Genomic DNA, 24,600 nt, shown 5'->3' on the forward strand with positions numbered 1-24,600 from the left:
GGGCATTATGGGAGATCAAAGTTTAGCAAAGCAACTGCCAAAGGATTATTGGAAGACAATCGTATTTACCTTCTGTTTAGGTTGGGTAGTCATCTGGATCTACCGGTCCATGCTGTCGCCCATCTATTCGGAAATCCAGGGGACAGTAGGGCAGCATTCCAACACGGCAATGGGGCTTATTGCAAGCTGTTATTTCTTTGGATATACATCGTTACAGATACCATCCGGATTCTTAGTAGACAGATTCGGACAGAAAAAGGTTCTTATACCGGGCTTTCTCCTCTTTGCGATAGGAGCCTTCAGCATTGCCATGTCTAGGTCCCTAAATACGATTTACCTTGGCAGCGTTTGTGCGGGTATAGGCTGCGGAACGTATTACGGCGCAGCGTTTTCCTTAACAGCAGAGCACGTGCCGCCTGAGAAAAAGGGGATCTCTACGGCAATTGTAAACAGCGGTTCTGCCCTGGGGCTGATCCTTGGAATGACAGGTTCCAGTTTTATCGTTAAGACCTTACATCTGCCCTGGCAGACAATGGTGACGATCTCAGGCAGCCTTATCGTGCTTTTAGTTATCTGGTTTGCCATTGCGATCAAGGACAGGGGAAGGCACCATGACATTCAGAAGGAAAATAAAGGAAAGACAGAAGATGCAGTTTTAGGATCAGAGAAAAAGGCTTCCTTACTTTCACTTAACATGATTTCCTGCTACATACTGTATTTTTCCACCTGCTACGCCTATTATCTGATTGTAACCTGGCTTCCCAAGTTCTTAGAGTCAGAGAGAGGGATCACCGGAGGAATGATTGGCCTTGTGGTTTCCATGATATCGGTTACGGCAGTACCGGGAGCGCTGTTTTTTGCAGGACTGTCCGATAAGTTCAGAGGAAAAAAGGCTCTGATCATCATTGGCTTAGAGCTTTCCGCATTTGTGTTGGTGGCCTTATCCATGTCAATGCCAAATGCTATATCCCTGACTATCATTTTACTGCTGTATGGGTTCCTGGGCAAGATGGCCGTTGACCCTGTCCTCATATCCTATGTGTCAGACAGAGCCAATAAAAAGAACATGGCAACCACTCTGGGACTGTTCAACTTTTTCGGAATGTCCTCATCCATTATCGCACCGGCGGTAACAGGATTTATTATAGATAAAACCGGATCAGGCACCGCAGGCTTTTATATCGGAGCATTGCTGCTGATTTTAGGAACCATACTATTCCTGATATTTAATGCAAGGACATTTTTCAGTAAAGCAAAATAATTACAAAATAAAGGAGAAATTATCATGAGCTATCTAAATCACATAACAGGGTACCGGGAAGACATTTTATCAAGCCGTTCCATCGTAAAAAGGGGGAACTTCGCATTAATAGAACCGGATGGCCTGGTAAAAAATGTGGTACCTGGATTTGAACTATGCGCTGTTACTATTTTATCCTCTCCAAAGCTGGGAGCTTCCTTCGTAGATTATCTGGTAACAATGGAGCAGGGCGGAGGACATCCAAAGGGATTTGGAGGAGAAGGGATCGAAGTATTCCTCTATATTCTGGAAGGCAGGGTAAAGGTGAAAAATAAAGATAAAGAAGAAGAACTGACAGAAGGCGGTTACATTTATTCTCCTGAGGGAAATTTGGTAAGCTTTGAAAATATAGGAGATACCCAGGCAAGGGCGTTTCTATATAAGAGGCGCTATCACAGAATCGAGGGACACCAGGCCTATACGGTTTGCGGAAATATTGGAGATGTGCCGTTTACTCCTTATGAGGGAATGGAAGATGTAGGAGTTAAGGACTTTCTGCCGTCAGCAGCTGACATTGGATTTGATATGAATTTTCATATCTTAAGCTTTAAGCCCGGGGCCTGCCATGGCTATATTGAAACCCATATCCAGGAGCATGGCGCATACATCTATTCAGGGGAAGGAATGTACAACCTGGATAATCATTGGATTCCTGTTAAAAAGGGTGACTATCTGTTTATGGGTGCTTATAGCCTGCAGGCTGCATATGGAGTAGGTCGAAATGAAGATTTCGCCTATGTGTATTCAAAAGACTGTAACAGGGATGCAGAACTATAAAAAAATATAACCGAAGAAAGGTTGCATATCTTATGAGATTAACGGAAGGACAATTACATGAATTAATCAGCAATAAGCTTCAAAAGGCAGGGCTTACCAAGGAACATGCGGATATTACCGCAGATATCCTTACATGGTCTGATGCAAGAGGGATCCATTCCCACGGAGCTGTCAGAGTAGAGTATTATTCGGAGCGGATAGCAAAAGGCGGTATCACCATCCAGCCGGAATTTAAATTCGAGAAAACAGGCCCGGCAAGCGGAATCTTCCATGGAGACAATGGTTCAGGCTATGCAGCGGCAGTGCTTTCCATGAAAGAAGCCATTAAAATGGCGAAGGAAACAGGGGTTGCAGTGGTTGGAGCCAAGCATATTTCCCACAGCGGCAGCTTGGGATATTATGTGGAGATGGCTGCGGACGAAAACCTGGTTTCCATCTCCATGTGCCAGTCAGACCCAATGGCAGTTCCTTACGGAGGATCAGAACCTTACTATGGAACCAATCCCATTGCCTTTGGAGCTCCGGGAGCTGATGGAAGAAATATCATATTTGATATGGCGACTACGGTTCAGGCCTGGGGAAAGGTACTGTATGCCAGGTCTAAGAAGGAACCCATTCCAAGCACCTGGGCAGTGGATATTAACGGCAACCCCACAACCGATTCCACGTTAGTAAATGCCCTTGTCCCTATTGCAGGAGCGAAAGGATACGGACTGATGATGATGGTGGATGTGCTGTCAGGCATCCTTTTGGGCCTGCCCTTTGGAAAACACGTAAGCAGCATGTACGAAGACTTATCAAAGGGCAGAGATCTGGGACAGCTGCATATTGTACTGGATCCAAACAAATTTGTAGGCCTGGATCAATTTAAAGAAAACATAACCACTACCATGGAGGAACTAGCCGCTATTAAGCCGGCAGAAGGTTTTGAAAAGGTGTGTTATCCGGGAGAACGGGGGCTTTTGAGAAAGGCCGGTTATGACAAGGATGGGATAGAAATCGTAGATGATATCTATCAATACTTGATCAGTGAAGATATCCATTACAACCGCTACGACCACAAGAACAAATTTGCCGAGTAAGAACATGCAATGATTATAGTTAAAAGGAGAATCGTAACATGATTAAAACGATAATTCGTAAAGGAAGTTATCAGGATTCCGTGGTTCTTATGTTGCTGACAAATAAAATTTCCTCCATGCCGGGAATACATAAAGTCTCCATTATGATGGCAACACCCGCCAACAAAGACTTATTTAAGGCGAGCGGTCTGGATACTTCTGAATTAATGGAAGCCCAGTCCAATGATATGGCGATTGTGGTAGATGTGGAATCAGAGGAGATCATCGGGCAGGTTTTAAAAGAGGCGGAGGAATTTCTAAACAACCAGTCCAAAAGTTCCTCCGGAAATGAAGAAAAACACATCGTTTCCTCCTGGGAACAGGCTATTAAAAGAATGCCGGATGCCAATCTGGCAGTCCTGTCCATACCAGGCATGTATGCGGCGGCTGAGGCCGACAGGGCACTTGATGAGAATCTAAATGTATTTATTTTCAGCGACAATGTATCAAAAAAGGATGAAATATATCTGAAACAAAAGGCTCATGAAAGAGGCCTTCTGGTCATGGGACCGGATTGCGGGACCGGTATTATCAAGGGGGTGCCAATCGCCTTTACCAACCATGTCAGGATGGGGAAGATCGGAGTCATCGGCGCATCTGGTACAGGAATCCAGGAAGTTACAACCATCATTGATCATCTTGGGGAAGGAGTGGCAAATGCCATCGGTACAGGCGGCCGGGATTTATCGGGGGAAGTAGGCGGAATCACCATGCTTGATGCCATTGACGCCATGGAAAAGGATCCCCAGGTAGAGGTGGTGGTCATCCTGTCAAAACCTCCGGCAAAGGAAGTAAGAGATGTGATTGTAAACAGGCTTTGGGATTATGAAAAGCCTGTGGTGACCCTGTTCCTCGGGGAGAAGCCGGAAATACATGAGGAGAATTTCTACCATGCCTGCACCCTGGATGAAGCAGCCAGGATCGCGGTTTCCTTAGTAAGAAACGAAGAAATCACAAAGGATACATGGAAACCGGAGTTACAGGGAGGATTTAAAAAGGAAGATCATAAAACCATAAAAGGTTATTATTCCGGAGGAACTTTGGCAGCAGAGGCTGTAATGCTTATAAAGGATACCATTGGCATTACCGGAGCAGGAGGAAAACAGGAAGGTTATCTGCTTAATACACAGGGCTATACCATCATAGATCTGGGAGATGACATCTATACCGTGGGAAAACCGCATCCCATGATCGATCCCTCAAACAGGATCTCATGCATGAAGCAGGCCCTGGAGGAGGAGCAGACAGGAGTCATTCTGTTCGATCTGGTACTGGGATATGGTTCTCATGAGGACATGGCCGGAGTTCTTGTTCCGGGGATCCTGGATATGATGGGACAGGTGAAAAAGCAGGGGCGAAAGGTTTATTTTGTAGCGACGATTTGCGGAACCAGAGGGGATATGCAGAATTATGATCTGCAGAAGAAAAAACTGGAAGATATCGGTGTCATACTTTGTACCAGCAATAAAAGAGCGGTGGAAACAGCTCTCTCACTGATCGGCCATCCATACGTGGAGAAGGAAAAAACGATTCTTCCCAGGGAAAAGATGAAGGCAGATAAGGATCATGCCGTATCCGAAAAGGTTATGGAATTGCTTGGGCAAAAGCCCAGAGTCATCAATATCGGACTGAAAGGTTTTGCCGATGTACTGGAAGAATTCTCATGTAAGGTCGTGCAGTATCAATGGACACCGCCTGCAGGAGGGGATTTAGAGATGATCAAAGCCCTGCAGTATTTAAGAGGTTACAAGTTTTCCGGGCAGTAGGAATCGGTAAAAAGACTTATGTGGATATAAGGAGGTTCTTATGTTGTACAATACAATCGACGATGCAAATCAGGCGGTCATACAGAAAATAATCCTTGCTTCACCGGTTTTATTGGATGTGGTACCGGCTAAAACCGTGATGAAAGAATTAAACCAGGGAAAGGTACTTCTCCATGCAGGACCGCCTATCCGGTGGGAAAATATGACCAGCCCTATGAAAGGCTCCTGTATAGGTGCCGCCCTGTTTGAAAAATGGGCAGCTACCAAGGAGGAAGCAGTGAAGCTTTTAAGCCAGGGAGAGGTGGATTTTATTCCCTGTCACCATGTGGATGCAGTAGGACCTATGGGAGGCATTACTTCTGCTAACATGCCTGTATTTGTAGTAGAAAATACCACGGATGGGAACAGGGCCTATTGTTCCATGAATGAAGGAATTGGCAAAGTTCTCAGGTTTGGTGCATATTCCAGTGAGGTGATCCTAAGATTAGGCTGGATGAGAGATGTACTGGGACCGGTACTTTCTATGGCGCTTAAGGAGTCTGAAAAGGGGCTTGCTATTAATCCCATGATCGCAAAGGCCATTGCCATGGGGGATGAATTCCATCAAAGGAATATTGCAGCTTCCCTTCTATTCTTAAAAGAGATGTCCCCAGTCATATCAGGTCTTTCCATAGAAGAGGAGAAGAAAAAAGAAGTCATTCAGTTTCTGGCTGACACGGATCAGTTCTTCTTAAATATTATGATGGCAGCTGCCAAGGCGGTAATGGATGGGGCGCGAAAGATCACAGAAGGTACCATTGTGACAGCAATGTGCAGAAATGGAGAAAACTTTGGGATCAGGATCAGCGGCATGAAGGAAGAGTGGTTTACAGCTCCTGTAAACACTCCCCAGGGCCTTTACTTTACAGGATATTCCGGAGAGGATGCCAGTCCGGATATAGGAGACAGCGCCATCACGGAAACCTTTGGAGTAGGAGGAATGGCAATGATCGCAGCACCTGCTGTTACCAGGTTTGTAGGAACAGGCGGCTTTCAGGATGCACTTCGCATCAGCAATGAGATGATGGGGATTGTCATTGGCCAGAATCCCAATTTTTCCATTCCTACATGGAATTTTCAGGGAACCTGCCTGGGCATTGATGCGAGAAAGGTAGTAGAAACAGGGATTACTCCTGTGATCAATACGGGAATCGCCCATAAGGAAGCCGGTGTGGGGCAGATAGGAGCGGGAACCGTTCATCCCCCTGTTGAATGCTTCCAAAAAGCAGTGAGGGCTTATGCAAAAAAACTGGGATATAAAGGGTAAAGATATGAGAAGCTTATCAGCAAAGCTGGCAGCGTCAGAGCTGTTTGAAGCATTAAAGGAAGATGAAGCTTATAGAATCCACAGCCAATTTGAGAGCGGATGCAATCTGTCGCTTCCTCCGTTCCTTTGCTTTATTGGAAATAAAAACGAAGCCCTGGTCCCATATGGTATTTTATTAGACAAGGAGGATCTGCCTGTATTACTGAAACAGGCAGCCTCCTCCAGCTGTTTTCGGTGGAATGAGAAGGAAAGGACCCTGTATTCGGATTCCATCCGGCTTTGCTTAAAAAATACCCGGAAATACAGCAGCTTTATTCAGAAAAGGGATTATCCCATAGACGGTGAAGGGCTTTCCATGTTTGAGAGGCTCATTGATTGGAATCTTCCAACAGGATTTGGGGAATCCATAGGCTCCTTTTTGATAACAGAGAAAAAAGAAGTGGAGGAATTATATCAGGCATTTTCCAAACCAAAAGAAGAGGCTGAGAAAATGATAAAGAGATGGATCGGAAGAGGGAGGGGTCTGACTCCTTCAGGTGATGACGTTCTTATGGGGCTTCTGTATATGGACAGAATTTGCCCTATATTGGAAATACCTTTTCTCCAGAGCTTAAAGGCACTCATTGAACATCAATACACCACAGATATCAGCGGACATTATTATCATTGTGCATTGGAAGGGTATTTTAATTATGTTTTGATGGAACTGTTGGACGCCTTGATTCAAAAGAATTCTCCGAAAATGAAGATGTGCATAGACAGGATAAAGATGATAGGTTCTACCTCTGGCTGCGATATGTTGTTAGGTATGGCAGCAGGGGTTAATTTTATCAAAGGTGAAGCAAACATATAATGGGAGGTCCGTGAATGAAAAAAATGAAATTATCAATGACAGTGCAGATCATGATTGGAATGGCTGCAGGACTGCTGCTTGGAATCATTCTGGGGGATAAGGTGAAGGATATCAAGCTGATCGGAGATATCTTCCTGCGTCTCATTCAAATGTCTGTCGTGGTAATGATCATGGGGGCGGTCACTGAATCAGTGGCTAATTTAGATCCTAAAGAATTGGGGAGATTTGGGGTAAAGATGTTGTTCTGGTTTCTGCTGACCACGGTTCTGGCGGCAGTAACAGGAGCGGCTTTAGGCCAATTCTTTTTGCCTGGAAAAGGACTTTTTCTCCCTGCCACCGACCAGATTGTTCAGACGTCAGATAAGGGGCTTTATAACATCATTCTAGATTTTTTACCCAGCAATATCGTTCAATCTATGGCAAACTCCAATATGATCCAGGTAATTATATTCTCTGTATTATTCGGTGCCTCCCTCGGATCCTGCCGCGTAAAAAAGGGGAGAAGCCAGCTTATGGGAGTCATAAAGGAATTTAATGAAGTAATATTGGGAATTGTACATAAGGTTATGAACCTGGCTCCTTTGGGGATCGGTGCCCTGTTAGCCTATACCGCGGGCACAACAGGTATTAAGGTCATTATGCCATTGATCAGGTTTCTCTTAATATTCGCGTGTGGTTCTCTTCTGTATCTGGGGGTTATGATCGCATTCGTATCTTTTTACTGTAAGACCAATCCATTGAATGTTGGAAGAAAGCTGTGCAATATGACCATTGTAGCATTTACCACAACCTCTTCCGCCGTTACTCTTCCCACAAAAATGGAAGACAGTGAGAAGAAGCTTGGAGTCAGCAAAAAGGTATCAGGGATTGTCAATCCCCTTGGCATGACCTTGAACAGCAATGGTTTATCCATGTTTCTCGCTCTGGCATGCATTACCGTTTCCCAGATTTATGGAATTCCCCTCCCCATGCCCCAGTTGGTCCGTGTGATCATTATATCTACGTTAGCCTGCCTGGGAACGGTGGCAGTACCTGGAGGCGGTCTTGTGGCATTGGCTACAGTGGTTCCCGCACTTGGGCTTCCGCTGGAAAGCATTGCTTTCTTATCCAGCATTGACTGGTTTTCCGGGATGTTCCGCACCATATTGAATGTGGATATTGACGCTCTGGTTGCCATGATGATAGCAAAGGATGAAAAGGAACTGGATTACGGGATTTTAAACGGAAATCAATAATCAGAGGATTTATTTATAAATGCCGGATTGCCAGGCTGGCAGGGCCATAGTATAATGAGTGCAGGTGAGAAGAATGTGCTTGCACAATGAGCGAACGGTAGATGACGATAAACGATTCCGGATGTAAAAAGAGGGGCTTAATATGACCATAGGGAAATTACTGGAAGAATCAATATTTCAAAATCTAAAGGTGCTGAATAAAAAGGCTGATTTAAGCAGAGAGATTTTCACGGTTGAGTCCACGGAAACTCCGGATGTTGCGTCTTATTTGCCGGAGAATACGTTATTGATCACTACCGGGATGGCGTTTAAGGAAAACCAGTCTGGATTGTGTGAATTTATTCTCAGTCTTGACCGCCTGCCCTGTGCTGGGCTTGCTATTAAGCTGGGACGTTTTATCGATCATCTGGAGCCGGAGGTCATAGACCTTGCAGACCAGTTGGAATTTCCCCTGATTCAGATTCCTTATCATATGACATTGGGGGAGGTCTTTCAACAGTTATTGGCTTATATCTGGGATAATCAGAACGCAGAACTGACCTTTGTCTTAAACACGCAGAAGAAATTCTCTGCTTTGCTTCTTCAGGGTGCTTCCATGAGTGTCATGATGAACAATTTAGGGCTTGTCATTAAGAAGCCGGCCGCATTATTAAATCCCTTTGGTGAAGTAGAGGCTGCAACTCATACGTGTCAAAAGGATTATTTAAAGGCGGCACAAAATCTGTTCTATGATCTGTCACTTTATGAAAGAAGAACGGACAGTTTTGAGAATTTCGTTTATGTGTCAAAGATTAAGGAAAAGGTTTGTATCTATCCGATTCAGACGGTGGGAAAAAATCCTTATTATCTTTACATCTATGGCGGCCAGGGAAAGGAAGATACCTTGTCCGGCATGGTGATCGAACAGCTGGTACTGGTGTTTGGCATCTTTCTATATAAGAACCTGTATGTGAGATGCAATCCATTAAAGCAAAAAGAAGCGATTTTACATATCCTTGTCAATAAATATAAGAAAGAACGGTGGTCCTCTGCCCAGTTATACACGGTAGGGGAGAAATATGGGCTTAAGCCGGCAGCCGGCTATAAGATAATCCTGGCGACCCTGGAGCCATTTGGAGGAAGAGAGTTTGATTTCCTAAACTTATCCCACAGGGAGGAACGGTACATCTTAATCTATGACTGGCTTAGCAGGAAGCTGCAGGAGAAATTCCATGGGGATATCATCATATTTCCAGAGCCCCTGACGTACCAGTATATTTTGCTGATACAGGGAAATTACAGGGAGTTGGAGAAGGTTCTGGAGGAGTACCACGAGGCTTTGCAGCATTTTTTGCAGGTCTCTGTCACATTCTCCTTTGGAAATGGTGTAATGGAGCTGGAAACCATTGGAAATTCCTATGTTACGGCATTGGAAAGCTATCAGTACGGGGAAGAGAAGGAGAATATTCCCTATATTAAATATTTCAAGTCAACCGATGCCAATGAACTGTTTAAAATGGTATCCAGTGAACAGATCAAAGGATACTGCTTATACCATTTAAAGGGCTTAACGAATCCTGAAGATGAGATGACATTGGAGCTTAGGAGGACACTTAAGACGTATCTGGATTGCAGATGCAGCGTCACTGAGACTGCCAATCATATGTTCCTTCACAGGAACACCATAAAATACCGGATCAAAAAATGCGAAGAAATTCTCGGCAGGGAAATCGTTGATGCCAATTACTGCTTTCAATTGCAGTTAAGTCTGGTGTTATTAGAACAAAATGAATGAAAACGGAATGTTAGCATAACGGATAAAAAGGGAAAACGCCCTGCAGAAAGTTTAAAAGCCTGCAGGGCGTTTTTGTATCGTACCCATTTGAAACAAACAAAAATTTACCGTAGCATTATGCCGCTTTTCATTTACCGTTGACGTCATTGTAGTGATAAAGTTAATATAACCTAAAGAAAGCGAGGAGGAAGTGTATGAAGATTTTAGCCATCACGGCATGTACGGCAGGAATCGCCCATACGTACATTGCCAAGGAAAAGCTGGAAAATGCAGCGAAGGAATTGGGAGACTATATCAAGGTTGAGACCCAGGGCTCCATTGGGGTGGAAGATGAGCTTACCCCTGAGGATATCCGGGATGCGGATGTGATTTTGATTTCCGCGGATATCCGGGTAAACAAAGACCGTTTTGCAGGAAAACCGGTCGTGGAGATACCGATCAGCATGGTTATGAAATCTCCAAAAGGGGTAATTTCAAAGATTCACGAAAAATTGGGGAAGTAGCCGAAACGCAGCAAAGAAAAGAATATGGAGAAAGAGGGGAATACAATGGCAAGGCAAAAACTTGATATTAAAAAACATGTTATGACTGGAATTTCTTATATGATCCCTATTGTTGTATGCGGGGGAATTCTCTGTGCACTGGCAAAAGGGTTTGGCGGTTATGACATCGGCAATGCCGTAGAGGCAGGGGCAACACCGTTTACAAATTTAAATCCCTTTTCCTGGTTAGGCTTCTGGTGGGGAGTGAATAAGTTGGGTTCCGTAGCAATGGATTTTGCGGTAGCTGTGATGACGGCCGGTGTGGCCTATTCGATAGCGGGGCGGCCTGGAATTGTGCCTGGTATTGTAATCGGCTACTGTTCGTCCCAATCCAAGGCAGGATTTCTTGGGGGACTGCTCATGGCCTTTATCATCGGTTACTTTGTAAACTGGATGAAGACCTGGAAGCTTCCAAAATGGTGCGTAGGGCTGATGCCGGTTATGTTCATACCGGTGATATCGACTGTGGTATGCGGCATGATTTTCCTCTGCGTGTTCTCAATTCCACTTTCCTTTATTATGAATGTGTTCCAGCAATGGATCATCTCCTTAAACGGAGGAGCAAAGGCTGTAATCGGTGGGGTTATCGGCGCATGTATGGGATTTGATATGGGCGGCCCCATTAATAAGACGGCTTCCATGGCTGCTAACGCTCTGGGAACAGATGGAATTAACGGCCCTATGGCTGCCAAGATCATCGGAGGTATGACCCCTCCTATCGGTATATTTATCGCAACCTTATTAAGGAAAAACAGGTTTTCAAAAGTGGAACTGGAAACTGCTAAAACGGCGCTTCCTATGGGCCTTTGCTTTATTACGGAAGGTGTTCTTCCCTTTGCGGCAGCGGATCCTGCAAGAGTAATCCCCAGCAGCATGATCGGTTCTGCTGTGGCCGGTGCCATTGCAGTAGGCATGGGCTGCGAGTCAGTAGCAGGTCATGGAGGTATATTCGTAGTTCCCATGATGAAGAATCCCCTGTGGTTTTTGATTGCCCTGGTTATTGGGTCTTTGGTGACGGGAGTAATCTATGCAGTTCTTAAGCGTCCCTTAGATGAACAGGTGGAAAAGGAAGAGGAAGAACTTGACTTTGAACTGGATATTAATATCCAGTAAGACTGAGGATAATATGGAACGCCCTGCGGGCATACCTTTATGCCCAGAAAACATGGGCATAATTAAGGAAAGGAAGAGGAAAGCATGTTAGTATCAATGAAAGCCATCCTTGATGATGCAAATAAAAATTACTACGGTGTTATGGCGATGAACAGCATTAACATAGAGATGGCCAGGGCGGGAATTATGGCAGCAGAAGAGGAGCATTCTCCCATTATTATGCAGTTTGGACCTGGACAGATGAAAAATCATGCTCATGCGGAAGAAATGCTTCCGGTGATAAGGGAGCTGGCGGCAAGGGTCCATGTACCGGTCGCCCTAAATCTTGACCATGGTTCTGATTTTTACACCATTGCGGACTGTATCAACCGTGGATTTACCAATGTTATGTACGATGGCTCCTCCCTGCCTTATGAGGAGAATGTTAAACGCACGGCTATCATCACTGCTCTTGCTCATGGAATGGGCTGTTCCGTAGAAGGGGAACTGGGACATGTGGGCCAGGCAGATCATGAGGACGATGCGGATACGGATTTGTATACCGATCCTGACCTTGCAATGGATTTTGTAGAAAAGACAGGCATCGATGCTTTGGCTGTGGCAATTGGCACGGCTCATGGGGCTTATCCAAAAGGAAAGATACCGAAGCTGGACTTTGAACGGCTTCATCTGTTAAAAGAGACGTTGAACATGCCATTGGTACTTCACGGCGGTTCCGGTTCCGGAGAAGAAAATTTAAGAAAGGCAGTTGCCGGAGGCATTAATAAGATCAATGTATGCACGGATGCCTTTGAAGCAGGAAAAAAGGCCATGCTTATGGAGATTGGGCAGAATCCGGAGATCGATTATATGCATCTTTGCATGGCGGCGGAAGCAGGGATCAAACAGTTTGTAAAGGACTATATGAAGGTGATCGGTTCCAGCGGAAGATATATATATGGCGCAGCAAAGCAGGCAGGAAATGAGTAATTCCTAAAGAATAGGGGTGTTTACTTGAAGGTAGATAAGAACGCATTATATAACAATAAAATATTGCAGTGCCTGATAGGCGGAGAAACTTACACCATACTGCAGCTTGCCGATAATGTGGGATTATCTGAAAAAACGGTGAGGACCCGTATGAAACAGCTTGATGAATGGCTGGAGGCGGAAGGGCTTGGCAAAATAGAAAAAAGACCGGGAACCGGGATATGGCTGGAGCTTGACAACAGGCAGAGAAAGATCCTGGAAGGCCGCCTGAAGAAGGGAGAAGACCCTGCCGGGGATTTGGATAACCGGAATATACAGCTTATAGGCAAGCTTCTCAAAATGAGGCCTGGAGAAGTCGTGACTCTTCAGCAGCTGGCAGACAGCCTCTATTTAAGCCCTCCCACTGTCAGCAATCTGCTGAAAGATATAAGGTCATGGTTTGAGGAACGGAACATAAAAATAACAGCCGTACGAAACAAAGGTATCTGCCTGATAGGGAAGGAGTACAGCTTCCGGATTGCCATCAAAGACTATATGCTGGATATGCTGCCGGAAATCATGGAGGCGCTCTTTGGAACCTATGCACCGGGAGTGGATGCGGCCCGCATCCGGCGGATGATCGTGGAAGCGGAAAACGCCTGGCGAATCGAGCTTGCCGACCATTCCTTTAAGATGGTATGGATCATGACCTGCCTCTCTGTTTCCCGAAAAGGTCTTGACGATGGACTTCTTTCCAGCAATATGCAGGAGGAAAATATCCAGCGCTATAATGAATATTCCTTTGCCGAATCCATTTACCAGAGGATCGGAAGGGAATATCAGATTGACTTAACAGAGGATGATACCGTTCTTCTGGCGGTGCTGCTGCTTTCGGCTAAAAAACTGAAAACTTTTACCGATGTCAGTGACGAAGATTATGCCATGCAGTATGATAAGAATCTGGAGCACTTTGTAAAACTGGTGATCGAAACCATTGGTGATCTGCTGGAAGCAGACCTTTCCGGGGACCAGATGCTGTATGAAGGCCTGTTGATCCATATGAGGTCGGCCATATTCCGAATGAAGTATTCCACGGTTGCGGGAGACAGCATAAGCAAGTATGTTAAGAACGAATATAAGCAGACCTTTCTGGCTGCCTGGTCGACCAGCAGCCTGTTTGAGGAGTATTACGATGTACAGGTGACAGAGGATGAACTGGCAGGAATCGCACTTTATATCCAGGCTGCCATAATCCGCAGAAAAAAGGGGAGACCCCTGACCGCACTGCTGGTGAGCCAGAGGGGCATGGCTGCCTGCCAGCTTTCCATTGAGATGATTAAATACAGTATTCCTGAGATCACGGACATACAGGCGGTCAGCCGTCATGATTTTAAATTGTCCCTTCATTCGGAAACGGATATCATTATCAATGGATCCGGCCTGGATTTAGATGATTCCAGGGTGGTTACAGTGGAAGACCGCATAAGCGAAAAAGAAATTGAGATCATTCGGCGGAAGGCCGCCCAGGTTTCCAGGCTAAGGAATAAACCGGATTTCCAGTTTAACAGCTTATGCCATCAGTTGTTTGAGGTCGATTTAATCCTGGTAAGGCCTCAGGTCAGGGATAAGGACCAGCTGATCACCATGATGGTGAAGAGGCTGGAAGAAAAGGGAGATGTGACTCAGAATTATCTGGAAAGTGTATTTGACAGGGAAAGGGCTACAACGACTAGTATCGGCAGAGGCATCGCCATTCCTCATGGAAACATAGCAGAGGTGAATGAAGCCCGTATTGTGGTGGCTATTTTAGATAAACCGGTCAAATGGCATGAGGATATGGTTGATACCATATTCCTTCTTGCGACAAAAATGACGTCAAAATTTGAGATAAAAAGGACAAAGCAGTTTTATAAAGATTTTCTGCTGCTTACAGAGAATGACGAGAATATGGAGGCAATGAAACGGCTGGAGTCATCTCTGGAAGTCTATCAGTATTTTATCAAGTAAGGGGAGAAACAAGATGGCAGTAAAAGAGATTCTGGATAAGAGAGTCATTGATTTAAATATGAAAGCAGGTAATAAGGATGAGGTGATCCGCCATCTGGCAGGCCTCTTAAAGAAGGCGGGATACGTGGAGGATCTGGAAGGCTTCATTAAGGATGTATATTTAAGGGAAGAGGAAGGAATCACAGGGATCGGAGGACATGTGGCCATTCCCCACGGAAAATCCGATTTTGTGGATAAGGTAGGGATTGCAGTGGGCAGAACGGAGCAGATGGTGGAATGGGAATCCTACGATGAGGAGCCTGCGGACCTTTTCTTCCTGTTTGCAGTGCCTTCCGATAGCGGAGGTGCCAAAGACCATCTTCGCCTGATAGCGGAACTGGCGGGTAAACTTGGAAATGAGACCATCATGGGAAAACTGCAGGCTGCATCTACTTATGAAGACTTATTAGACGCATTTTCATAAAGGAAAAACATGGAGGTTTGGTTATGGAAATGAGAGAGATAGGAAAATCAGGAATCAGGACCAAAGCCCTTGCCCTGGGCTGCTGGGCAATCGGCGGCGGAGAATGGTGGGGAGCCAATGACGATGAAATGTCAGTGAAAACCATCTTAAGAGGACTGGAACTGGGGATCAACTGGATTGATACTGCAAGGGTTTACGGCTTTGGACATAGTGAGGAAGTCATCGGGCAGGCGTTAAAACAGACGGACCGCAGCCGTGTCATCCTTTCCACCAAATGCGGACTCCAGTGGTATGACCATGGCGGAGAGGTGCATTTTACAAAAGAAGGCAATACCGTGAGCAGGGATCTATCTCCCAACGCCATACGGAGGGATTTGGAACTGAGCTTAAAAGCCCTGGGAACGGATTATATTGATGTATATTACACGCACTGGCAATGCAAAACCTATGGGATGGTACCTGTGGCAGAGACCATGGGAGAACTTTTGAGGATGAAGGAAGAGGGAAAGATCAGGGCCATCGGTGCTTCCAACGTGGATCTGACAGTTCTTAAGGACTATGTAGCCGCAGGGGAGCTGGATGTGATCCAGGAAAAATTAAGCATCCTGGACAGGAAAGCGGAATCAGACCTCCTTCCATTCTGTGAAGCAAATGGGATCACCCTTCAGACCTATTCCCCCATAGAACAGGGACTTCTTGCCGGGAAAGCCCCGGATGATTATATACCAGCAAAGGGAGAAGTACGGGACGGAAAAATCTGGTGGAAGCAGGAGAATATCAGGACAGCAAATGAGATGCTGGCAGGCTGGAAGGATTTAACGGATAAGTACCGGTGCAGCCTTGCAAACCTGTGCATCAAGTGGAATTCCATGGTTTCTCCTAATATCAACGTGCTTTGCGGAGCCAGAAAGCTGTCCCAGATCGAGGATACCGCAAAATCCATGGACATTCCTATGTCTCAGGAGGATTTTTTAAGGATGAGAAGGGATGCGGACAAGGCCATAGGAAAACAGGTTTAGAAAAATAAACAGACGGAGAGGAATGGAACAAATGAAAATTGCATTATTAAATGAATTCAGTCAGTCACCTAAGAACGGGATTATATTAAAGGAGTTAAAATCAGTAGCAGAGCCAATGGGGTATCAGGTATATAATGTAGCTATGGAAAAACCCCTGTCAGACCAGGATGTGCCAGAGGCATATACCAAGGAAAATCCCAGGCTTACTTATTTGCATTTAGGCATCCAGGCAGCCCTTCTATTAAACTCAGGGGCGGTTGATTTTGTAGTAACCGGATGCGGCACGGGACAGGGGGCATTGATGTCCTTAAATATGTATCCGGGAGTTGTGTGCGGCTACTGCATAGAGCCAACGGATGCCTATCTGTTTTTGCAGATCAATAACGGAAATGCTTTATCCCTTCCTTTTGCCAAGGGCTTTGGCTGGGGAGCGGAGCTTAACTTAAATAATATTTTTACCAGGGCTTTTGGTTCCCCAAAGGGAATGGGATACCCGGAAGACAGGAAAGAGGCGCAAAACAGGAATGCCAACCTTCTTTTTGAGGTGAAAAAACAGGTGGCAAAACCACTTTTGGAGGCTCTTAAATCCCTGGATCCCCAGATGGTAAAGGAATGCATAATTCCAAGATTTCTGGATTGCTTTTATGAGGGATGTAAGGATGAAGAAATCAAGGCTTTTGTGGACCAGATGGCCGCGGAAGCAAATGGAAATTAATCATATGTTTTTACTCTATATGAAATAATTCCTGTAGAAAAAACACAAGGTGTCTTTTATGAGAAACATGTACCTAAACGGTATGTCATGTTACTGGATGGGCCGCCTCTGTTTTCTTACCCTCTTTTTTGTATTATAATTTTTATATAAAAAGGAGGGCTTTATATGAACAAGAAAATTAAAATTGTAACCATTGGAGGCGGTTCCAGTTACACTCCTGAATTAATGGAAGGGTTTATTAAGAGAAAAGACGACCTTCCCATAAAAGAAATCTGGCTGGTTGATATTGAAGCAGGAAAAGAAAAGCTTGAGATTGTTGGGAATTTGGCAAAGCGTATGGTGAAGGCAGCAGGACTTGACTGGGAGATCCACCTGACATTAGACCGGCGGGAAGCTCTTAAGGATGCAGATTTTGTCACGACCCAGTTTCGTGTCGGCCTGTTGGATGCGCGTATCAAGGATGAAAGAATCCCATTATCCCACGGAATCCTGGGCCAGGAAACCAATGGCGCCGGAGGTATGTTCAAAGCGTTCCGTACCATTCCAGTCATTTTAGATATTGTAGAAGACATGAAAGAGTTGTGTCCCGATGCATGGCTTGTTAATTTTACAAATCCATCCGGAATGGTTACAGAAGCTGTTATGCGCTATGGCAACTGGAATAAGGTGGTAGGTCTATGTAATGTTCCCATTCTTTGCAGAAAGATTGCAGCAGGAGCTTTAAAGGAGAATGAGGAGAATCTGTTTTTCCGTTTTGGAGGCCTGAATCATTTTCATTGGCACAGGGTATGGGACAAAGCCGGCGGGGAAAGGACCAATGAGGTACTTGAAACGGCTTATACCAGTGTTGAAAATATGAAAAATGCGCTGAAAAGCTTTACAAGTGCAAATTCAGGAGTGCAGAACATTCCAAATATCTCGTTTTTACCGGAACAGATTTTAAATCTTGGAATTATCCCCTGTATGTACCACAGATATTATTATATTACAGATGACATGCTGAGGGAAGAATTGGAAGCCTTTGCAAAGGGTGAGACCCGCGCCGAACTTGTAAAACGTACGGAAGCTGAATTGTTTGAACTGTATAAGGATCCGAATCTGAGCATTAAACCGCCGCAGTTAGAAAAGCGGGGCGGAGCTTTTTATTCTGATGCTGCCTGCGAATTAATTAATTCCATCTATAATGATAAGCGTACCCATATGGTAGTCAGCACGAGAAATAATGGAGCTATTTCTGATTTGCCCGATGATGTGGTTGTGGAAGTAAGCAGCATCATAACATCAGGCGGTCCGGTTCCGATCTCCTGGGGTTCCTTTGAACCTTCCTGCAGAGGACTGCTGCAGTTAATGAAAGACATGGAGTTAACTACCATTAAAGCAGCGGTAACCGGTGATTACGGAACTGCCCAACAGGCATTTACCATAAATCCTCTGGTTCCCAGCGGCAAAATTGCTAAGACGGTTTTGGAAGAATTATTAGTTGCACATAAGGAGCATTTACCTCAGTTTAAAGAGACGATTGATCATTTGGAAGCTAAGAACAGCTAAATTTCCGATAGTTTTTTTACATCCTGCTGTGTAAGGAGTCATTGCAAGCTAAGTTAGCGGCAATGACTCCTTTTGGTGGTTAAAGATATCCTGTTCATTGAAAATACACCCCCTTTATGTTAATATTAGAAAGACAACTTACAGCAGTCATTGGAATATCAGATTTTAACCGAATCAAGTAAGGTCACGGATTGCGAATATCTGCTTGACTTAATAAATATAAAAGGCGGTAGCGGAATATGATGATGTTTTCCAATCAGGTACTGAATCAGTTTAGTGAACTTGATTATGAGGTTTATAATTTCATATTGAAAAACAGTGAGAAGATTCCTTATATGACCATTCGGGAATTTGCCAATGAAGCCCATGTTTCCACCACCACCATTACCCGGTTCTGCAGGAAATTAAATTGCAATGGATTTTCCGAGTTTAAGATCAGATTTAAGATGGAGCAGGAGAGTACAAAATCAATTAAGCAGAAATTTGATTCCAGCTCAATTTTAGATTTTTTCCAAAGAATCGAAACGGAATCTTTTCATAAGCAACTTAAGTCTATCGCCAATATTATCGCTGAAAAGAAGCAGATTATTTTTCTTGGAATAGGTAATTCCGGAATTATTGCAGAGTATGCCAGCCGGTATTTTTGCAATATCGGTATATTTGCCACAGGAATAAATAATCCTATGTTTCCTATTAATCTGGAATTTCCTAAGGAAAGCATTATTATCATTCTTTCCGTAGAGGGGGAAACGGACATACTCATTGAAAATTCAGAGATCATTAAGCAATGCAACAGTACGGTAGTATCGATTACAAACAGTAAAAACAGTACATTGGCCAGGATTTCTGATTATAATATCTCTTATTATATCCAGGGAGAGCGGACGGATTATAAGAAGATGAAGGTGGATATAACTTCTCAGATACCGGCAGTTTATATCGTGGAAGCATTGGCTAAGCTGGCGGTGCAGAAGAAACAGGGTTTTGTAAATTAATTAATAAGGATGAGATTGTATGGAAATTGACCATATTTACATATGTACAGAAATTAAAGCACCATCAGGAGATTTACTTGTGGAATTTGGACTTGTAGAAGGTTCTTCAAATACACACCCTGGACAAGGGACTGCAAATAGGAGATTTTATTTTCATAATTTAATGTTGGAACTTTTGTGGATTGAAAATTTAGAAGAAGTGCAAAGTGAACGAACAAAGCCAATGAGATTGTTTGAGCGATGTGAATTGACTTCAGATAAGGTTTCTCCTTTTGGAATTGGATTCAGACCTACAAAGGAAAAAGACGAAACAGCACCATTTCCATCATGGGATTATCATCCTATTTATTTGCCGGATTTTCTTAAAATTCAAGTGGCTGATAATACACCTTTGAGCGAGCCAATGTATTTTTATCTATCTTTTGCTATGCGACAAGATAAAGTTTCCGATGATAAAAGAGAACCGATGGAACATAAAGTTCCTTTAAAAGAAGTAACAAATGTAAAAATACATGTAAATCAGGATATTTCATTATCGGCTTCTGCTTACATTCTAAATCAACTTCATGATTTATCAATTGAAAACGATAAAGAACATTTTATAGAGTTAGAATTTGATAATGGAACAATAAATCAATCGAAAGATTTTAGACCGAATTTACCTTTATTAATTAAGTGGTAATTATATTTATAAAAAGAATTCTATAAAATAAGGATAATTGGATCGGATACCGGTGGGATGCTCTTGTGAAAGGGGGCGTTATCACCGGTATTTTTGTGATGCGTGCCAATGGATCTTGACTCAAAATTGCACTTGATGATCTCCTGTAAAATATTAAATCTTAATAAAAATAATTGACACATCGTTTAATCAGATGTAGAATGATAAACATTGAAAATTGTTAACATTGTTAAGTGAAGAAAATAGGGGGGTTTTATAGTGAAGGATGGACAGGAAGAGTACATAAAGAAGTTTAAAACGGAATTAGCGATGATGATGGGAAGAAAGCAAAGCCTCCATAGAAACTGTATTCCGGAAGGCGTCACGCGCAGCGAATTCTTTGCACTGCATCAAATATGGACCGGTATGAATGAGAATCCGGAAAAGAAGGGGATTCATGTATCTGATTTGGCCAAGAGGATGAATATTGCATTGTCGGCAACATCCCGGATGCTGAATTCTCTGGAGGAAAGGGGCTTGATATACAGAGAAATAGATCCCAAAAGCCGCAGAAATATCTGTGTTTCCTTAACGGAAGATGGAGAAACTCTATGGAAGAAGTGCTCGGGAGGTATGAGTGACCTTCTGGAGCGGGTAGTGATTGGCATGGGAGAAGAGGATGCATGTAAATTAATTGAATTGTGGAAAAAGTTCACAGATCTAATGGAGAAAGAAGTGGATTTAATGATGAAAGAAAAGGATATGTGAGGAATAAAGTAGATTGCAGAGGATAAAGACAGATTTAGAAAAGACAGACAGATCTACAAAACGTTTGAAAAAAAGTATTAGAGATGAAAGGAAAGGAGGGAATAAATGTGAAAATATTTTTTCGGTATTTTAAGCCATATATTTTATTTTTAGCAGTGTCTGTAGCACTGTTATATAGTCAGGCTACTTGTGACTTATCACTTCCTGATTTCATGTCTGATATTGTAAATAAAGGAATTACAACGGGCAACACCTCTTACATTTTGAAAGTGGGATTTCAAATGTTAGGCATTGCCCTTATTAGTGCCTGTTGTACGATCTTAGTAGGTTTCATCGCCGCCAGAATAGCGGCCGGTGTCAGCCGGGATATGCGCCAGGACATTTTCACGAAAATAGAGAGCTTTTCCAATACAGAGCTGGAGAAATACTCTACCTCTTCCCTGATCACAAGGACAACAAACGATATCACCCAGATCCAGCAGTTGATCGTTATGGTGATCCGAATTGTATTTTACGCACCGATCATGGGAGTTGGAGGCGTGATCCATGCACTGGACAAAAACAAATCAATGTCATGGATTATTGCACTTTCTGTGGCGTTATTGTTAGTAGTGGTTTTCAGTATGCTTGCAGTTGTTATGCCAAGTTTTCAATTTGTTCAAAAGCTCATTGACCGATTAAACCTGGTAGTAAGAGAAAGCCTGGAAGGAACGCTGGTGATCAGGGCATTTAACACCCAGCGTTTTGAGGAAAAACGGTTTGAAAAGGTGAATGCAAGGCTGACTGAGACAAATTTGTTTGTCAATAGAGTCACCTCCGGTATGATGCCGGCCATGATGCTGATTATGAATCTGACCAATCTACTGATCATATGGGTAGGGTCAAAGGCAGTATCCTCCTTCCGTATGGAGGTGGGAGATATGATGGCTTATATGCAGTACGTTATGCAGATCATCATGGCATTTTTGATGATGACCATGATGTTTATTATGATCCCGAGAGCGATCGTTTCCATCAGGCGTGTTGTTGAAGTACTTCAGACGGAACCTTCCATTGCAGATCCCAAGGTTGCGGCTGTTATTCCTAAATCTCCCAAGGGGGTTGTGGAATACCGGGATGTATCGTTCCGGTATCCGGATGCAGATGAGGATGTGTTACATAATATTACGTTTACGGCGATGCCGGGACGTACTACGGCATTTATCGGCGCTACGGGAAGCGGAAAGAGCACGTTAGTGAACTTACTTCCCAGATTCTACGATGTAACGTCAGGAGAAATCCTGATTGACGGAATAAATATCAAGGATTGGCCCATTCACCAACTACGGGGGATAATCGGATTTGTTCCCCAAAAAGGGATCCTATTTTCAGGGACAATTGAAAGCAACCTGATGTATGGAGACCGGAAGGCCACCAAGGAACAGATAGAAGAGGCTGCACAAACAGCTCAGGCTACAGAATTTATCAATTCCAAGGCGGACGGCTTAGAGTCCTCCATTGCCCAGGGAGGGGGAAATGTATCCGGCGGACAAAAACAGCGTCTTTCCATTGCCCGGGCACTTGTAAAAAGAGCTCCTGTTAACGTATTTGATGACAGCTTTTCTGCTCTGGATTTTAAAACAGATGCAAAGCTTCGGGCGGCCCTTCGTGAAAAAACCGGTGACAGCGCGATCTTTTTGGTGGCACAGCGCATCAGTACAATTATGAATGCAGACCAGATCATTGTTTTGGAGCATGGAAGGATTGCCGGAAAAGGAACTCACCGGGAGCTGATGAAAACCTGTGAGGTTTACCGGGAGATTGCATTGTCACAGCTTAGCGAGGAGGAATTGAAATGACAGAGAAAAAACCATCCAGTTCCCCCATGGGCCCAGGAGGCGGAATGCATAAACCGGAAAGCGCAAAGGACTTTAAAGGAACCATGCTGCACCTGGTCGATTATTTAAAGCCATATAAAAACTCCGTATTTATCGTAATTCTGTTTGCCAGCTGCTCCTCCGTATTTTCCATTGCAGGACCAAAGATTTTAGGAAAGGCCACGACAAAGCTGTTTGAAGGCCTGATTGCCTGGGCGGCGGGGACCGGATTATTGACGGATTTCCGGTATATCCGAAACCGTCTGCTGCTTTTGGTTGTGCTTTATCTGATATCGGCTGCATTTTCTTACTTGCAGAGTTATATCATGTCCGGCATCAGCATGAAGGTCACTTATGAGCTCAGGAAAAATATTTCGGAGAAAATGAACCGTCTTCCCCTTAATTATTATGATACAAGAACTCATGGTGAGATTTTATCAAGGATCACCAATGATGTGGATACGGTGAGCCAGACATTGAATCAGAGCTTGACCCAGATCATTACCTCAGTGACCACACTGGTGGGTATCGTGATCATGATGATATCCATCAGCATCCGGATGACCTTGGTGGCTGTTTTGGTCCTTTTCGTTTCCATGGGCCTGATTATGGGTGTGGTAAAGAAATCCCAGAAATATTTCCAGAAGCAGCAGGAGAGCCTTGGATATTTAAACGGCCATATTGAAGAAATTTACAGCGGCCATAATGTGGTTCAGATATTTAACGGAGAACAGGAAGCAATTGAAAAATTCCGGTCCATCAACCACAAATTATATGGATCAGCCTGGAAATCCCAGTTTTTATCAGGTATGATGATGCCCATCATGACCTTTGTCAGCAACTTAGGCTATGTCGGTGTCTGTTTATTAGGCGGATATCTAACGGTAGAAAAGGTAATCGAGATTGGAGACGTTCAGGCATTTATCCAATACATGAGATCCTTTATGCAGCCCATTTCCCAGATTGCCAACGTATCCAATACACTGCAGTCCACAGCAGCAGCTGCTGAGCGTGTATTTGAGTTTTTAGATGAGCAGGATGAGGTGCCGGAAAACGAGGCGCCGATCCAGCTGCAGGAGATCCAGGGAAATGTGGAATTTAAAAACGTTAATTTTGGTTATTCGCCCAATACAATGATCATCCACGATTTCTCTTCCGCCATAAATGCCGGCCAGATGGTCGCCATCGTAGGTCCTACTGGAGCGGGTAAAACAACGGTGGTGAAATTGCTGATGAGATTTTACGAATTAAATGCCGGTCATATTTTGATCGACGGTCATGACACCCTTGACTTTACAAGAGGGTACTTACGATCCATGTTCGGTATGGTGCTTCAGGAAACATGGCTGTATAATGCAACCGTAATGGATAATATCCGGTATGGAAATTTTGATAAAACAGATGAAGAAGTCATGGAGGCGGCAAAAGCGGCTCACTGTGATGAATTCATCCGGTCATTGCCGGGTGGCTATCATATGGTGATCAACGAGGAATCCAGTAACCTGTCCCAGGGGCAAAAGCAGCTTTTGACGATTGCCAGGACGATTTTAGCGGATCCAAAGATCTTGATACTGGATGAAGCAACCAGTTCCATTGATACAAGAACAGAAGTCTTGATCCAAAAGGCCATGGGTAAATTAATGCAGGGCAGAACCAGCTTTGTAATCGCCCACCGCCTTTCCACCATTCGGGATGCAGACTTGATTCTGGTAATGAAGGACGGCGATATCATAGAACAGGGTAATCATGAATCGTTGTTGGAAAAGAAAGGATTTTATGCAGATCTGTACCACAGTCAGTTTGCAGATCAATAATAGAATGGAGAGAAAAAAT

General features: G+C 44.0%; 21 protein-coding genes. All 21 read left to right on the forward strand.

The window, feature by feature from the left end:
* The first annotated feature begins 7 nt into the window (after positions 1-7).
* Entirely contained in the window at positions 8-1,261 is a 1,254-nt protein-coding gene (locus BMX69_RS02520; protein WP_100041478.1) for an MFS transporter, read from the forward strand.
* 24 nt (positions 1,262-1,285) lie between these two features.
* Positions 1,286-2,077, forward strand: a complete 792-nt coding sequence (allE, locus tag BMX69_RS02525) for a (S)-ureidoglycine aminohydrolase (protein WP_100041479.1) — start codon at positions 1,286-1,288, stop codon at positions 2,075-2,077.
* 32 nt (positions 2,078-2,109) lie between these two features.
* Positions 2,110-3,159 carry an ureidoglycolate dehydrogenase gene (gene allD, locus BMX69_RS02530; protein ID WP_054789781.1) on the forward strand — a complete coding sequence of 350 codons (1,050 nt, stop codon included), beginning with the start codon at positions 2,110-2,112 and terminating at the stop codon, positions 3,157-3,159.
* 38 nt (positions 3,160-3,197) lie between these two features.
* Positions 3,198-4,964, forward strand: a complete 1,767-nt coding sequence (gene fdrA, locus BMX69_RS02535) for an acyl-CoA synthetase FdrA (protein ID WP_100041480.1) — start codon at positions 3,198-3,200, stop codon at positions 4,962-4,964.
* A gap of 40 nt (positions 4,965-5,004) precedes the next feature.
* The gene (locus tag BMX69_RS02540) at positions 5,005-6,270 is read left to right on the forward strand and encodes a YlbE family protein (protein ID WP_100041481.1); all 1,266 of its coding nucleotides are present in this window, start codon (positions 5,005-5,007) and stop codon (positions 6,268-6,270) included.
* 4 nt (positions 6,271-6,274) lie between these two features.
* Complete coding sequence (locus BMX69_RS02545; protein WP_157724384.1) at positions 6,275-7,123, forward strand: oxamate carbamoyltransferase subunit AllH family protein; 849 nt, start codon at positions 6,275-6,277, stop codon at positions 7,121-7,123.
* Between the two features lie 14 nt (positions 7,124-7,137).
* Positions 7,138-8,358: a dicarboxylate/amino acid:cation symporter gene (locus tag BMX69_RS02550; RefSeq protein WP_100041483.1), complete on the forward strand. Its 1,221-nt coding sequence runs from the start codon at positions 7,138-7,140 to the stop codon at positions 8,356-8,358.
* Positions 8,359-8,500: 142 nt separating this feature from the next.
* Positions 8,501-10,132, forward strand: coding sequence for a PucR family transcriptional regulator (locus tag BMX69_RS02555; protein WP_100041484.1), 1,632 nt, complete (start codon positions 8,501-8,503; stop codon positions 10,130-10,132).
* Positions 10,133-10,326: 194 nt separating this feature from the next.
* A complete protein-coding gene (locus BMX69_RS02560; RefSeq protein ID WP_025232016.1) occupies positions 10,327-10,635 on the forward strand; it encodes a PTS fructose transporter subunit IIB in 309 nt (102 codons plus the stop codon).
* A 45-nt stretch (positions 10,636-10,680) separates the two neighbouring features.
* The gene (locus BMX69_RS02565) at positions 10,681-11,787 is read left to right on the forward strand and encodes a PTS fructose transporter subunit IIC (protein ID WP_100041485.1); all 1,107 of its coding nucleotides are present in this window, start codon (positions 10,681-10,683) and stop codon (positions 11,785-11,787) included.
* Between the two features lie 84 nt (positions 11,788-11,871).
* Positions 11,872-12,756: a class II fructose-bisphosphate aldolase gene (locus BMX69_RS02570; RefSeq protein ID WP_100041486.1), complete on the forward strand. Its 885-nt coding sequence runs from the start codon at positions 11,872-11,874 to the stop codon at positions 12,754-12,756.
* A gap of 24 nt (positions 12,757-12,780) precedes the next feature.
* Positions 12,781-14,742, forward strand: coding sequence for a BglG family transcription antiterminator (locus BMX69_RS02575; protein WP_100041487.1), 1,962 nt, complete (start codon positions 12,781-12,783; stop codon positions 14,740-14,742).
* Positions 14,743-14,755: 13 nt separating this feature from the next.
* Positions 14,756-15,205 (forward strand): PTS sugar transporter subunit IIA, encoded by a 450-nt coding sequence (locus BMX69_RS02580; protein WP_054789787.1) that lies wholly within the window; start codon positions 14,756-14,758, stop codon positions 15,203-15,205.
* Between the two features lie 23 nt (positions 15,206-15,228).
* Positions 15,229-16,224 carry an aldo/keto reductase gene (locus BMX69_RS02585; protein WP_100041488.1) on the forward strand — a complete coding sequence of 332 codons (996 nt, stop codon included), beginning with the start codon at positions 15,229-15,231 and terminating at the stop codon, positions 16,222-16,224.
* A 31-nt stretch (positions 16,225-16,255) separates the two neighbouring features.
* Positions 16,256-16,939 (forward strand): RpiB/LacA/LacB family sugar-phosphate isomerase, encoded by a 684-nt coding sequence (locus BMX69_RS02590; protein ID WP_100041489.1) that lies wholly within the window; start codon positions 16,256-16,258, stop codon positions 16,937-16,939.
* A 165-nt stretch (positions 16,940-17,104) separates the two neighbouring features.
* Positions 17,105-18,487, forward strand: coding sequence for a 6-phospho-beta-glucosidase (locus tag BMX69_RS02595; RefSeq protein WP_054789788.1), 1,383 nt, complete (start codon positions 17,105-17,107; stop codon positions 18,485-18,487).
* A 239-nt stretch (positions 18,488-18,726) separates the two neighbouring features.
* On the forward strand, positions 18,727-19,482 hold the full coding sequence (locus tag BMX69_RS02600; RefSeq protein ID WP_100041490.1) for a MurR/RpiR family transcriptional regulator: 756 nt from the start codon (positions 18,727-18,729) through the stop codon (positions 19,480-19,482).
* Positions 19,483-19,501: 19 nt separating this feature from the next.
* A complete protein-coding gene (locus BMX69_RS02605) occupies positions 19,502-20,164 on the forward strand; it encodes a hypothetical protein (RefSeq protein WP_054789791.1) in 663 nt (220 codons plus the stop codon).
* A gap of 258 nt (positions 20,165-20,422) precedes the next feature.
* Positions 20,423-20,911, forward strand: coding sequence for a MarR family winged helix-turn-helix transcriptional regulator (locus BMX69_RS02610; protein WP_054789792.1), 489 nt, complete (start codon positions 20,423-20,425; stop codon positions 20,909-20,911).
* A 107-nt stretch (positions 20,912-21,018) separates the two neighbouring features.
* Positions 21,019-22,749 (forward strand): ABC transporter ATP-binding protein, encoded by a 1,731-nt coding sequence (locus tag BMX69_RS02615; protein ID WP_330387596.1) that lies wholly within the window; start codon positions 21,019-21,021, stop codon positions 22,747-22,749.
* Positions 22,746-24,581: an ABC transporter ATP-binding protein gene (locus BMX69_RS02620; protein WP_100041492.1), complete on the forward strand. Its 1,836-nt coding sequence runs from the start codon at positions 22,746-22,748 to the stop codon at positions 24,579-24,581. Before BMX69_RS02615 ends, BMX69_RS02620 begins: the two co-directional genes overlap by 4 nt.
* The last annotated feature ends 19 nt before the right edge of the window (positions 24,582-24,600 follow it).

The organism is Lacrimispora sphenoides JCM 1415 (assembly GCF_900105615.1).
GTDB classification, from domain to species: domain Bacteria; phylum Bacillota; class Clostridia; order Lachnospirales; family Lachnospiraceae; genus Lacrimispora; species Lacrimispora sphenoides.